General features: G+C 69.0%; 12 protein-coding genes. 3 read left to right on the top strand and 9 right to left on the bottom strand.

Translation table 11 applies throughout. The features are described from left to right. The first annotated feature begins 546 nt into the window (after nt 1-546). Nucleotides 547-1122 carry an Asp23/Gls24 family envelope stress response protein gene (locus ON39_RS00405; protein WP_040729360.1) on the top strand — a complete coding sequence of 192 codons (576 nt, stop codon included), beginning with the start codon at nt 547-549 and terminating at the stop codon, nt 1120-1122. A gap of 239 nt (nt 1123-1361) precedes the next feature. Then, complete coding sequence (locus tag ON39_RS00400; protein ID WP_040729357.1) at nt 1362-1727, top strand: STAS domain-containing protein; 366 nt, start codon at nt 1362-1364, stop codon at nt 1725-1727. A 31-nt stretch (nt 1728-1758) separates the two neighbouring features. On the opposite strand, the gene ON39_RS00395 is transcribed toward ON39_RS00400, so the two are convergent. The 4 genes from ON39_RS00395 to ON39_RS00380 all read right to left on the bottom strand — a co-directional run bounded on the left by ON39_RS00395 (nt 1759) and on the right by ON39_RS00380 (nt 6125). Next, nucleotides 1759-2199, bottom strand: coding sequence for a response regulator (locus tag ON39_RS00395; protein WP_040729354.1), 441 nt, complete (start codon nt 2197-2199; stop codon nt 1759-1761). A 50-nt stretch (nt 2200-2249) separates the two neighbouring features. Further along, nucleotides 2250-3929, bottom strand: a complete 1680-nt coding sequence (locus ON39_RS00390) for a sensor histidine kinase (RefSeq protein ID WP_051186119.1) — start codon at nt 3927-3929, stop codon at nt 2250-2252. Next, complete coding sequence (locus tag ON39_RS00385) at nt 3926-5098, bottom strand: PP2C family protein-serine/threonine phosphatase (RefSeq protein ID WP_425454141.1); 1173 nt, start codon at nt 5096-5098, stop codon at nt 3926-3928. The genes ON39_RS00390 and ON39_RS00385 overlap by 4 nt, the downstream gene beginning before the upstream one ends. Before the next feature lie 343 nt (nt 5099-5441). Further along, a complete protein-coding gene (locus ON39_RS00380) occupies nt 5442-6125 on the bottom strand; it encodes a hypothetical protein (protein WP_040729352.1) in 684 nt (227 codons plus the stop codon). 401 nt (nt 6126-6526) lie between these two features. On the opposite strand from ON39_RS00380, the gene ON39_RS00375 reads away from it, so the two are divergent. Further along, nucleotides 6527-9100: an MFS transporter gene (locus ON39_RS00375; RefSeq protein WP_040729350.1), complete on the top strand. Its 2574-nt coding sequence runs from the start codon at nt 6527-6529 to the stop codon at nt 9098-9100. On the opposite strand, the gene ON39_RS00370 is transcribed toward ON39_RS00375, so the two are convergent. The 5 genes from ON39_RS00370 to ON39_RS00350 all read right to left on the bottom strand — a co-directional run. Then, the gene (locus ON39_RS00370) at nt 9101-9736 is read right to left on the bottom strand and encodes a hypothetical protein (protein WP_040729348.1); all 636 of its coding nucleotides are present in this window, start codon (nt 9734-9736) and stop codon (nt 9101-9103) included. Between the two features lie 43 nt (nt 9737-9779). Continuing rightward, nucleotides 9780-10445, bottom strand: a complete 666-nt coding sequence (locus ON39_RS00365; RefSeq protein WP_040729346.1) for a class I SAM-dependent methyltransferase — start codon at nt 10443-10445, stop codon at nt 9780-9782. 126 nt (nt 10446-10571) lie between these two features. Next, on the bottom strand, nt 10572-11396 hold the full coding sequence (locus ON39_RS00360; RefSeq protein WP_040729344.1) for an SCO6745 family protein: 825 nt from the start codon (nt 11394-11396) through the stop codon (nt 10572-10574). A 416-nt stretch (nt 11397-11812) separates the two neighbouring features. Then, complete coding sequence (locus tag ON39_RS00355; protein ID WP_040729342.1) at nt 11813-12379, bottom strand: TetR/AcrR family transcriptional regulator; 567 nt, start codon at nt 12377-12379, stop codon at nt 11813-11815. A 79-nt stretch (nt 12380-12458) separates the two neighbouring features. After that, nucleotides 12459-13174 (bottom strand): SDR family oxidoreductase (locus tag ON39_RS00350; protein WP_040729341.1); only part of this gene is annotated, 716 nt, incomplete at its 5' end.

Below are 13174 nucleotides of genomic sequence, written 5' to 3'. Positions count from 1 at the left end.
GGTGTCCGCGCACACCGACCGCTCCGGCGCGGACAGTCTTCCGGACGAGATCTGCCAGACCCTCACCCGCCGCGTCCAGGAGATCGGCCCGCAGCCCGTGCGCCGGGTCCGTGCCAAGTTGCACGGACCGAAGGAAGCCAAGGCACACGGGCCGAAGACTGCGAAGCAATACGGGACGGAGTCAGCGGAGCGGCACAGGCGGGAGTCGGCCGAGCGGCACGGACCGAAATCAGCTGAGCCGCATGGGCCGCAGACAGCCGAGCCACACGGGCCGGAGTCGAGTGAGTCGCGTGGGTCGAGGTCAGGTGAGCCTCACGGGCCGGAGTCGGCTGTGCCGCATGGGTCGAGGTCAGGTGAGCCGCACGGGCCGGAGTCGAGTGAGCCGCGTGGGTCGAGGTCAGCTGAGCCGCATGGGCCGGAGTCGGCAGGGCAGCATGGGCCGGTGGCAGCTGAGCCGCACGGACCGGAGGCGGCTGAGTCGCACTGGTCGAAGTCAGCGGAGCGGCATCGGTCGCAGACAGCCGGGCCTGAGACAGGGGAGGCGTGATGACTCGAACCAACCGTCCGGCCGCGATGAACCGGACCGTGCTCGGGTTCACCGGAGTGTTGTTGCTCACCGCGGGTGTGCTCGCCGTCGCCGCGCATTACGGGCGGTTGCGCTGGGTCGACGCCGATGACACCGTCGTCCCCGGTACCGCGGCCCCGCCGACGTGGGTGCTCGTGGCCGCGGTGGCGGTCGCCGTGCTGATCGGTCTCCTGTGCCTGCGCTGGCTGCTCGCCCAGGTGTTCCGCATGCCGAAATCGGTCACGTGGCGTACTGGCGGCATCGAGTGCGCGGGGACCACCGTGCTCGAGTCCTCGACCGCCGCCGCTCCGGTGGCGGCCGATATCGAGGGCTACGCGGGCGTGCGCTCGGCCTCGGCCTGGCTGTCCGGCGGCCGCGACGCGCCCGAGCTGCATCTGGTGGTCACGGCCGAACCCACGGCCGACATCGCCGAGCTGCGCCGCAGGATCCTGGGCCACGCGGTCACCCGGCTGCGCGAGGCGCTGGAGGTGGAGGTCATTCCGGTCTCGCTAGAGCTGGACTTCGCCGAAGACCGGCGGCCCGCGCGGGTGCGCTGAGAATTGTCTGCTCGGAGCGGCAGGCCGAGGCGCGCGCGGCGATTCGAGCCGGCCTACGGTAGTTTGGCCACTTGGATCATCTCCGCACCGTGTTCGAGCGGGCGGAGGGTCGATGCGTCGGAGGTAAGCGAAGTGGCGATACCAGGCAATCCGTTTGGTGTAGCGGGCTCGGATCGGTCGGGCCCCAGTGGAACGGCGCTCGTCGGCGCCGGTTGTGTCAGTGTCCACGGTGGTGGTCGATGAGCGCGGACGGCAAGGCGAAGAGCCTCGATGTCGAGGCGCGCTCGGTGGATTCCGCCCGAATCCTGTCGCTGACCGGAGAGATCGACATGGCCTCCGCGCCACAGTTCCAGGCCGCGGTGGACGAGGCCCTGCAGGACAAGCCCGCCACGCTGGTCGTCGATCTGTCCCAGGTGGAGTTCTTCGGCTCCGCGGGATTGAGCGTGCTGCTCGTGGCGGCGGAGGCGCTGCCGTCGGGCCGGCTGCGCGTCGTGGCCTCGCCGCCCGTGCGCAGGCCCATCGAGGTGACCGGCCTGGACAAGCTGCTCAGCGTGCACAACAGCGTGGACGACGCCCTCGCCGAGGAACCGCGCCGCCCGGCCTGAGCCGGGGCGAGCGCATTCCGTTCGGCGGCGATCAGACCCGCGGCAGCCGGACGACCTGGACGAAGAAATCGTCGATGTGCTTGATGGCCGCGACGAACTGGTCCAGGTCGACCGGCTTTGTCACGTAGGCGTTCGCGTGCAGCTTGTAGCTGCGCAAGATGTCTTCCTCGGCCGCCGAGGTGGTGAGGACCACCACGGGGATGTGCGACAGGTCCGGGTCGGCCTTGATCCGTTCGAGGACCTGACGACCGTCGTATCGCGGCAGATTGAGGTCGAGCAGGATCAGGTCGGGACGCGGCGCGTTCGCGTACTCACCCTGCTTGTACAGGAAGTCGAGGGCCTCCTGGCCGTCGTGCGCGACGTGCAGGGTGTTGCCGATCTTGTTGTCCTCGAACGCCTCCCGTGTCATCAGCTCGTCGCCGGGGTCGTCCTCCACGAGGAGGATGTCGATGGGTTGGCCGGGAACGGTCAAAGGAAGTCTCCTGTAGTCAAAGGGGTCTATCGGGGACATTGTGAACGCGGTCAGCCGGTTACGCCCGCTTGTTCGGGCGTGCCGGCCTGCTCGGTGGCGCGCGGTTCGCCTGTGTCGACGGGTACTTCGGTCTCCTCGGTCGCCACCGGCGAATTCAAGGTGAACCAGAACCGCGTGCCGTCGGTGTAGTCGGTGTCGAGCCAGATCTTGCCGCCGTGGTGCTCGACGATCTTCTTGCACAGCGCGAGCCCGATGCCGGTGCCGCTGTACTCCTCCCGGCTGTGCAGCCGCTGGAAGATCACGAACACCTTCTCCGCGAACTCCGGCGGGATGCCGATGCCATTGTCGGACACCGAGAACAGCCAGCCTCCGGTGTCACCATCCGCGACACAGTCCAGGGTGACCACCGGCGAACGGTCGGGCGCGCGGAACTTGATCGCGTTGCCGATCAGGTTCTGCCACAGCATGGTCAGCAGGGTCGGGTCGCCGTTGATCTCGGGGAGCTTGTCGGGCCGGACCAGGTCCAGCTCGGCGTCCTCGGCGGCCGCCGCGAGATTGGTCATGGCCTTGTCCAGGGTCTGATCGAGGCCGATCGGCACGTTGCCGTCGATGACGCGGCCGACCCGGGAGAAGGTCAGCAGGTCGTTGATCAGCACCTGCATGCGCTTGGCGCCGTCCACCGCGTAGTCGATGTATTGGACCGCGCGCTCGTCGAGCTGGTCGGCGTAGCGCTTCTCCAGCAGCTGGCAGAACGCGGCGACCTTGCGCAGCGGCTCCTGCAGATCGTGCGAGGCCACGTAGGCGAACTGCTCGAGCTCGGCGTTGGAGCGGCGCAGCTCGGCGGTCTGCGCGTCCAGTTCGGTCGTCTGGGCGGCCAATTCCGCCGTCTGCGCGGCCAGCACGCCCTCTTGGACGCGGGAAGAGGCGAGTTCGGCGACGACCTGGCGGCGCATGCGCTCCACCGCCTCGGCCACGGTGGCGAGATCGGCGGGGCCGTGCGCGGTGATGTGGTGATCGAAGTCGCCGTCGGCGACGCGCAGCGAGGCGGCCTCGAGGTAGTCCAGCGGCTGCGCGACCAGCCTGCGCACCAGCAGCGTCAGCGCGACGGCGGCGAGCAGGAACACGCCCACCATCGCGGCCAGCGCCGTATCCCGCACGGTGCGAGTGCTTTTCAGCTCGGCTTGGTCCAGATCGACCGCGGCGGCGAGGTCAGCGTTCTGCTTGGTGAACAGGGCGCGCAGTTCGTCGAAGGTGGCCTTGCCACGGGTGGGCGTGGTCTGATCGGCGGCGGGGCCGCGCGCGGCCACCCCGGCGATCACCGGTTCGGCGTACTCGGCGCGCCACCGGGCCGCCGTGCGTTCCACCCCTTCGAGGTCGGCGAGCAGTTCCGGTCGGTCGCCCAGCAGCTCGCGGATCTTCGTCGCGGACCGCGTCTCGTCCTGCACGCCTTCGTAATACGGCGCGAGGAACTGCTCGTCGGCGCCGATCGCGTAGCCGCGGACACCGGTCTCCTGGTTGATCAGCGCGGCTTGCAGCCGGTACGCCTCGGCGGTGGCCGGCTGGAGCTGCTCGACGAGCCGGTCGGCGACCCGATTGGTCTTGCTGAGTTGCAGGGCGCCGACGGCCGTGCCGATGATGACCAGGATCACCATGAAGGCCAGCACGAGCATGAACCAGCCCTGCACGGTCAGCCGACCGGCGATGGACTGCTTCCCGGGGGATGTCGTCATCGATTGTCCTGCTTCAGGTCTCGGTGATTCCATTGCAAGTACATGACCGCCACGTCGTCGGCCAAACCGCCGTGCGCCTCGGCGAGTTCCTCCGCGCGCCAGATCAGTTCGTCGACGAACACCGCGGGCTCCGCCGCGGTCACGGTGCGGGCGAGCTCGAGCAGGCCCTCCTCGCCGAGGCGATCCTGACCCGCGTCGGTGTGCCCCTCGAAAAGGCCGTCGGTGAACAGCATCAGCCCCGAACCGTCCGGCAGCGTGAGCTCGTGGGTGGCCCACTCGGCGCGGCCGGGCAGGAAGCCGATCGCCGGGCCGCCGGGCACCTCGACCCAGTCCACGGCGGACCCGGTGCGCATCAGCATGCCGGGGTGCCCGGCCCTGGTGACGAGCACGCGGTGATCGTGCGGACACAGGATCAAGCTGGTAAGGGTGGCGAAGGTGTGTTTGCCGGTGCGCTCGGCGAGCAGCACCTCCTCGAGCAGTTGCAGTTGCCGGACGCCGACGATCTCGCTCAGCACCAGCGTGCGCCAGGCCAGTCGTAACGCGACGCCGGTCGCCGCCTCGTCGGGCCCGTGGCCCGCGACGTCCCCGATCAACGCGTGGACGGTGCCGTCGGCCTGCTGCACCACGTCGTAGAAGTCGCCGCCGAGCAGGGCGTTGGCCCGGCCGGGACGGTAGCGCGCGACGATATCGACCGAGCGTTCGCCGCGCACGAGCGGCGTCGGCAGCAGGCCGCGTTCCAGGCGCGCGTTCTCCTGCGCGCGCATCTGGCTGGCCCGCAGCGCCGCGGCGGCGCGCTCGGCCTGTTTACGCTGGATGGCGTAACGCAGTGCGCGACCGAACAATTCGGGTTCCACCCGGCCCTTGACCAGGTAGTCCTGCGCGCCCGCGGCCACCGCCGCGAGCCCGATCTGCTCCTGGTCCAATCCGGTGAGCACGATGACGGCGACCTTGTCGGTGTACTCGCGCACAGTGGCCAGCGCCTCCAGCCCGTGTGCGTCGGGTAGGTGCAGGTCCAACAGCACGCAGTCGGGCAACTGCTCGGCGAGCAGTTCGCGGGCCTCGGCTGCGGAGCGCACCCAGCGCATCGGCAGACCCGGCGCGCCATCGGCGATCAACTCTTCTACCAGCAGGGCGTCGGCTTGATCGTCCTCGACCAGTAGCACCGACAAATCCGGCCAACTCCAGACGGTGGTGCGGTCTGGTCGGCGGTCGGGAATCGGTGCTTCGGTACGGGCCTTGCTGTCGCCGTCGCCGAGGAGGCGGATCTGCCTACTCTGGCCGGAAAGCATCGACTCCGGTCTCCTTCCATCCGCGTCTACCTACTCGGTCATCGCCGAAAAGACGACTAACGCGGAGTACCCACATTCGCACAGCGCACCCGAGGGCCTTGTACCACGCGACGTGCCAACATTACCGTCCCCGAACGAAGGGCCGAGCCTTACCGCACGCCGAGAGTGTCGCGCGCGGTTGGGTTGCTGCCCCGGCGGACTCGTCCGCGCCGATGGGAGCGGTTCATCGGGTCCGCCACGTGGTGAAGTCGAACTCGAGGTATTGCTCACCGGCGGAAGGGATATGGGTCAGGGTGAGGTCGGCGAGATTGCCCTGGTCGGTCTGCACGCAGAGGTGGCCGCCGGTGGGTAGGTGGTAGACGTTGTCGAGGGTTTTGGACCACGCGGCCGGTGGGATGGCGGTGCAGCGGTCCAGGCCGGTGCGGGTGTCGTCGCGGGGGAGGGCGAAGCGGGCGTTGCCGTTGGTCATGGCGTTGAGGGAGTCGGCGGTTCTGGACGGGCTCATGTCGACGCCGAGCTGGTTCTGGTCGTGGACCTGGCCGGTGTCCAGGTCTATGCCCTCGACGTTGGCTATTCGCTGGTGGCCGTGGGTGAGCGAGGGCGGCTCGGTGGTCGTCGGCCGGGCGGTGGGGCCGGGGATGGGGGAGCTGCTCGGAGTCGCCTGGGGTGGGTTCGAGCGGGCGCACTGGGCGATGCTGACGAAGATCGCGATGATGGTGCCGAGGCTGCCGACTATCGTCCAGAAGAGTGCGGACTTCCAGAAGGAGGTTGCGCCTGATGCTCTGGCGTTGCCGTTGCCGTTGCCGTTGCCGTTGCCGTTGCCGTTGCCGGGTGTCGGCGTAGGTTCGGGCGTCGGTGTAGGTTCGGGCGTCGGCGGGGGCGCTGGTGCGGAATCGCGCTCGGACATCTACTGTTTCCCCCTGTCGCCGGATACTGATCGGATTGCGCGACAGGGCGTACCGCAGCCCGCGCCGCAGAAGCTTGCGCCCCGCCCGCGGCGAGACACGAAAGACCTTACATAGCAGGCTGCTATCCCGGCGTGAGTTTCGGCGGGAAACGCCACCCGCGGTGATTACCGCGAAACACGCCGCTGTATTGTTCGCAGTAGCAACTAGTTGCGCAGCTCATGCAGGCACGTTGCGAGTCTTACCAGCAGTAGATAGAGCAGATCGCTTGTGGCACAGGGCTCGGCCGAGCGCCGGGCCGATCCGATGGACGGCCGCGCACGGATGCTGCCGGCGGCCGCCGATCGGATGCGCGTTTCGAGGAAAACAGCTGACACCGCAGCCGACGAGAATTAGGGCGCACATGACGAATTCCACCACCCAGGCAACGCCGCCGGGCCTGGAAGCGGGCGAGAGTACCGCACTGTCGCATCGGCAGATCTTGACCATCCTGTCGGGCCTGCTGCTCGGCATGTTCCTGGCCGCCCTCGACCAGAACATCGTCAGCGTGGCGATCGTGAAGATCTCCAACAGCCTGCACGGCTTCGACGAACAGGCCTGGGCGACAACGGCGTACCTGATCACCGCGACGATCACCACGCCGCTCTACGGCAAGCTGGCCGATATCTACGGGCGTAAGCCGTTCTACCTCACCGCGATCGGGCTGTTCATCATCGGCTCGGTGGCCTGTACCTTCGCCACCTCCATGTACGAGCTGGCCGGGTTCCGCGCGTTCCAGGGGCTCGGCGCGGGCGGCCTGATGTCGTTGGCGTTCACCATCATCGGCGATATCGTGCCCGCCCGCGAGCGGGTTCGCTACCAGGGCTACTTCATGATGGTCTTCGGATTCGCCACGGTGCTCGGCCCGGTGCTCGGCGGATTCTTCTCCGATCTCGACACCCTCGGCGGCATCGCGGGCTGGCGCTGGGTGTTCCTGGTGAACGTGCCCGTCGGCGTGCTCGCCTGGCTCGTGGTCGCCAAGGTGCTCAATGTGCCGCATCAGCGCCAGAATCACCGCATCGACTGGCTCGGCGCGATAGCGCTGACGATCGGCACGGTGCCGCTGCTCGTCGTCGCCGAGCAGGGCAGGCACTGGGGTTGGCAGTCGCATCGGTCGCTGCTCTGCTACGCGGTCGGCGCGGCGGGGCTGCTGCTGTTTCTGCTCGTCGAGTTCCTGATGAAGGACGCGGCGCTGATTCCCTTGCGCCTGTTCAAGAGTTCCACGTTCAGCGTCACCATCGCGGGCGGGTTCATCGTCGGCATCGCCATGTTCGGCGCGATCACCATGGTGCCGCAGTACTTTCAGGTGGTGCGCGGGTTCACCCCGACCAACGCCGGCCTGCTGATGCTGCCGCTCGTCATGGGCATCACGGTCGGCGCGCAGCTCGGCGGCCGGATCACCAAGAAGACCGGGCGCTACAAGATCCTGCCCGTTGCGGGTACTTTCATCACCGCGACCGGCTCGGCGCTGTACGCGCAGGTGCACTACGACAGCCCGCTGTGGCAGCCGCTGGCGTACTGCACGGTGATCGGCCTCGGCCTCGGTTTCTGCATGCAGACGCTGGTCATCGCGGCTCAAAATGCCGGTCCGCGTTCGGATATGGGCGTTTCGACCGCCGCGGCGACCTTCTTCCGCCAGATGGGCGGCACCCTCGGCGTCGCGGTGTTCCTGACGATTCTGTTCAATCTGTTGCCGAACAAGATCGTCGACGCGTTCGGCGGCCAGCTGCCGCCCGGGTTCGGGCCCGAACAGCTCAGCGACTTGCAGAGCAACACCAGCGGCATCGGTGCGCTGCCCGACGAGGTGAAGGTGCCGATCCTGGTCGGATTCACCGACTCCATGCACGGGGTGTTCTACGTCGCGGCCGCAGTGGCGCTGCTGGCCTGTGTGGTGCTGATGTTCATGAAAGAGATTCCGCTGCAAGATGACCCGATGCCTGTCGGAAAGCAGGCGGCCCCCGCGAAGTCGAGCTGGGACGAGGATCAGGTGTGGGAGGGCGCGGCGCAGGCGCTCTCGGAACCCGAACCCGTGCTCGCCGGGGCCGTCGGCAGGGCCGCACCGGTGGAGCACCGCGGCAACGGGTCTCACGAGTTCGCCGTGGCCGCAAGCGGTTCCGCGGTGACCGTGCTCGACTCGGCGGAGGACCTCGCCGGCTACGGCGACGGCGCCATCGGTGGGCGCATCCGACGGGAGAACGGCCAGCCCGTGCCCGACGCCGCGCTCACCCTCATCGACCAACGGGGACACCAGGTTTCGCGGGCGACCGGGGACGCGGAGGGCGGCTACGCCATCGACGTGCCAGAGAGCGGCAACTACGTGCTGATCATCTCCGCGCCGGGACATCAGCCCGCGGCGGTGACGGTCTCGGTCGGTCAGCGGGCGCAGCGCCTCGATCTCACGCTGCTCGGTTCGGGCGAGCTGTCCGGCGTCGTCCGGTCGGCCGTGCGCGGCACCCCGCTCTACGGCGCCACCATCACGCTGACCGACCTGCGCGGCGAGGTGGTCGGCGCGGCGACGACCACGGCCGACGGCCGGTACACCTGTCACGGGATCGTCTCCGGCACATACACATTGGTCGCGGTGGCCGAGCACATGCGGCCCACCGCGACCACCCTCACCGTCCCCGACTCCGGCCTGCTCCGCCACGACATCGACCTGTCGCCGATGGCGGTGCTCGTCGGCTCGGCCCTCGCCGAGGACGGCCGTCCCGTCCCGGACGCCCAGATCAGCGTGCTGAACACCACCGGCGACGTGACCGCCACCGCGCGCACCGACGACAACGGGCGCTACCTGGTCACCGATCTGCCGCAAGGGCAGTACACCGTCGTGGCGCGCGGCTACCCGCCGTCGACCAGTCAGGTGACCGTCGCGGGCGGCGAGGTGAACCACGACGTGAAACTCGGGTATCAGCTGGAGGATTCGCCGAGTCACTCGTGATCAGGTGCGCAGCAGTGCGGTGAGCGTGGCGGGCGTCCACGCGAGATCCGCGCCGGGGCGCGTCGCGAGGTAGGTCGCGGCTTTTTCGATCGTCCAGCCGTGGGATTCGATCAGGCCGGCGGCCAGGTGGCGTAAGTAGCTGGGGGACGGCGGATTTCCCGGCAGGTCGCCGTGCTGCCACGGGGCGGTGCAGGTGAGGATCGGGTGTCCCTCGAAGGTGCCTGCGTAGGAAAGGGTTTCGTACCGTCCCGGGCCGAGCGGGGCGCGTCCGGTGGTGATCGCGCCGGTGAGGTCGAGGTCCGCGTCCGGGATCCGGTACATCTCCTGGGCCGCGATGTCGGAGAACTGGGCGACGGTGAGCAGGTACGCGCGGGCGGCGGTCTGGCCCGGACCGTCCGGGTCGTAGAACGCGCGCCCGCCCGTCCACACCAGCGATTCGGTGGCGAAGTACAGCAGGCCCGGCAGCATCATCGGGACCGAGCGCGCGGGCTCGCCCGGGTCGCGGCAGCCCGGCACGGCCCGCGCCCCGCCCTCCGGTGTGCCGCCGTTGAGATAGCAGCGCAGCCGGCTCAGGTGCATGTTCGATCCGTACGCCGCGTACCAGACCAGGTCCGCGGCGCCGTCGCTCTCGCTCACCCCACCATCCTGCCGAGATCGGCCGGACCGCGCAGATCGCCTGTCAGCCCCGGTGGAATACCGCGCGCCAACGCACGAAGTTCGGCTTGCCGGCCGGCGAGGCCTGCTCCACCTCGACCGGCCGGAGGTCACCGGTCGCGAACGCGTCGATCTCGGCCCGGGTGAGCGGCCACGGGGGTCCGTCCGCCTTCGCGCCCTCCTCGGCGATGCCCGCGATGACCAGCAGGTCACCGCCGGGCGCCACCATCCGCGCGACGTTCGCGGTCGCCACGTCGCGCACCGTGACGGGCAGCGACTGCACGGTGATCGACTCGACCACCAGGTCGAACGCGCCGTTCCACTCGGCGGGCGGGTCGAGCAGATCGCCGACGACATAATCGACCGGGGAGTCCGGAAAGCGTTCCCGCGCAGTCTTTATCGCGGTCTCCGCGACGTCGAACGCGGTCGTCTCGAAGCCCAGCTCGGCGAGGTGCTCGGCGTCGCGCCCCAGTCCGCAGCCCACCACCATCGCCCGTGTGCCGCCGCCGGCTCGCGCATGGCGCTCGAGCCAGTCGACCAGCAGCGCGTTCGGCTCCGGGGCATCCCATGGCACCACCGCCGTCCCGTCGGCTGCCTCCACGTACAGGCGTTCGAACCAACCGGTCGGATCATCTTGCGCCAGCGATTCGGTCGCCAGCCTGGTCGCATCCGCGTCACGAGAATCGGTCACCCGCCGAGTCTGTCAGGTGCTCTCGGCGATCGCATGACCACAGTGCTGGTGTGCTGACAGTTGCCTCCCGATGGCCTGCGCACCTGTATTCGGCCGCCGACCTCGGTCGGGCGAAGGCATGGTCGCTCAGTGGTCGACGGTGTTCACCGTGGCGGCGATCGGCTCGAGGCCCGCGATCAGCTCGTCGAGTTCGTCCGCGCTCAGCACGTCGTAGGCTGGGGCCGCCAGCTCATCGGTGCGAATCTCGATCCGCTGCTTGACTTCTCGACCGGCGTCGGTGAACGCGCCTGCGGCGTCCACGAGCCCGCGGTCGCGCAGGCCGTCGATCACCGCGGCCAGCTGCGCCTCGGGCAGGTGGTGGATTCGCCCGAACTTCTCCGCTGCCATCCCCAGGTCGAGTGCCATCAAGACGTGCGCCTCGGTGCCGCCGATGCCGTGGGCGAGCAGCGCCGCGTTGTGGCCGTCGCCGCGGTACTCGCGCAGGAGCGTCGCCGCGTGCCAAAGCCTGGCCACCGGTTCCTCGGGCACGTCCAGCGCCCGGAGCCCCGCGTACAGCGCTCGGCCCTCCGTCGGCGCGCTCACCGCCGCGCGGGTGGCCAGATCGGCGACCCGCACCAGACCCGCGGACTCGGCCAGCGCCCCCATCCTCTCCCGCAACGCGGCCGCGCTCCCTCGCTCCCGCACCGCGATCGCCTCCTCCGGGCTGACCTTCCCCCACACCCACGGAATATGGCGCGCCACCTCACCTTCCGCGAAGTTGTAGAAGACCGCGTGCACCACCGCGGCAGGCGCCAACCCCAGCGGCGCCGCCCGCCCCGCGAAATAGCCGTCCCAGTAGTTGCGCATGCCGACCGCCAGGAAAGCCTCGTTCGGCACCTCCGAGAAGGTGATGGTCGCGATCGGCTCCACCAGCTCGAACATCCGGTGAATCTTGGCCTGGGGGTGCGGCATCGGTGCCTCCTGTAGTCGTGCCTCGTGGGTGGCCGTCCACCGTAGTCACGAACAATGCGGCTCGGAGCCGAATCGTCGCCGTGCGATCGCGCGACGGCTTCGTCCTTCGTTGTGACAGCGTCGCGGAGTTCATCAGCACGGTTGCGCTGGGGCCCCGGTATTCCGTCATTCACGGCCCGCACGTGGTGGTTGGCTGATCCGTGTACTGAGGTTGCCGGCCTCAGCGGACAATTTCGGTTCGCCGCGCCGGGTTTCGGTTGATGTCGGCTCGAACGTGTCCGCGCAGGCCGGCGACCCACCCCTCAGCGGGCCCGCACTAGATCGTTGGCATCGACCTCAGCAAGTAGCTTTGCCAGGTGGACTGTCGGAGCCGGCGGCCCGACCACCTCGCGACGCTCGACGGCGGGCTCGGTATTTCAGGGGGGGGTGGGGAGGAGGCGGTCGACGAGGGTGCGGGCTTGGCGGGCGAGGTTTTCGGGGCTCTGGGATTGGGTGGTTGCGTAGACGCCTTCCATGATCAGGAAGAGTTCGTCGGCGAGGTGGGATGCGTCTGGGGTGAGTGCTGTTGTGAGGGTGGTGAACTGGGCGTGGACCCAGGTTTTGGTGGCGACGGCGCGCTGGTGGGCGGGGAGGTGGTTGTCGGGGAATTCGCCGAGGGTCATGAGGAAGGGGCAGCCGCGGCATTCGGGGGCTGACACTTGCTCGGTGAGGGCATCGAAGACGGCGAGGATTCGGGCGCGCGGGTCGGGGGTGGATTCGACTGCGGCGGTGAACCATTCGCGATAGAGGTGGGCCTCGCGCTCGATGTAGGCGGCTACCAGGTCGTCCTTGGAGGCGAACAGGCGGTACAACGTCGTCGGCGCCACTTCGGCCTCGGCGGCGACCCGGTCGACGCCGGTGGCGCGCACTCCGTCGCGGTAGAAGAGATCGCGGGCGACCCGCAGCACGTGCTCGCGGGTGTCGGCCGCGGTGCGACGTCGCATGGGTCCGCCTGCTTTCATTCGAACAGGTTAGCGTCAGGGTGGTTTCGGATCGGGCGCGGTCGAGGCCGCCCCCGATGCCTCACCAGGCTTGGGATTTCGGCCCGAGGAAGAGGCCGCCGTTGACCTCCAGGGTCTGGCCGGTCACCCAGCGTCCGTCGGCGGAGGCGAGGAAGGCGACCGTGTCGGCGATGTCGGGGCCGCGGCCGACCCGCTCCAGGGCGGTGAGGGCGGCGATTCCCGGTGCGGCGTCGTCGGTTTCGTGCAGCCATCCGTTCATGTCGGTGTCGGTGACGCCGGGCGAGATCGTGTTGACCGTAATGCCTCGACTGCCAAGGGAATTCGCCGCCGACCGGGCGAAAGCGTTGAGTGCGCCTTTGGTCATCGCGTAGACCGTCTGCGGGGTCGCGAACCAGGTGACGCCGGAGGAGATATTGATGATGCGGCCGCCGTCGGCCAGCAGCGGCAGCGTCCGCTGTGCGATGAAGAAGGGTGCGCGGACATTGACCGCGAACAGCCGCTCGAACTGCTCCGGCGTGGCGTCGGGCAGGGTGGCCTCGTAGATCATGATGGCGGCGTTGTTCACGAGGATGTCCAGGGGATCGCCCGCCAAACCCGCGGTCAATCCGTCGAACAGCGTGTCCACGTCGCCGTCGACGCCCAGGTCGGCGCGAACCGAAAACGCCTGGCCCCCAGCAGATTCGATGGCGGCGACGGTTTCCTTGGCCGCGGCCTCGTTGCTGCCGTAGTGCACGGCCACGCGGGCGCCGTCGGAGGCGAGCCGCTCTGCGATGGCGC

This window comes from Nocardia tenerifensis NBRC 101015 (genome assembly GCF_000308715.1).
Lineage (GTDB): Bacteria > Actinomycetota > Actinomycetes > Mycobacteriales > Mycobacteriaceae > Nocardia > Nocardia tenerifensis.
This window is presented reverse-complemented; position numbering and strand designations above follow the sequence as displayed.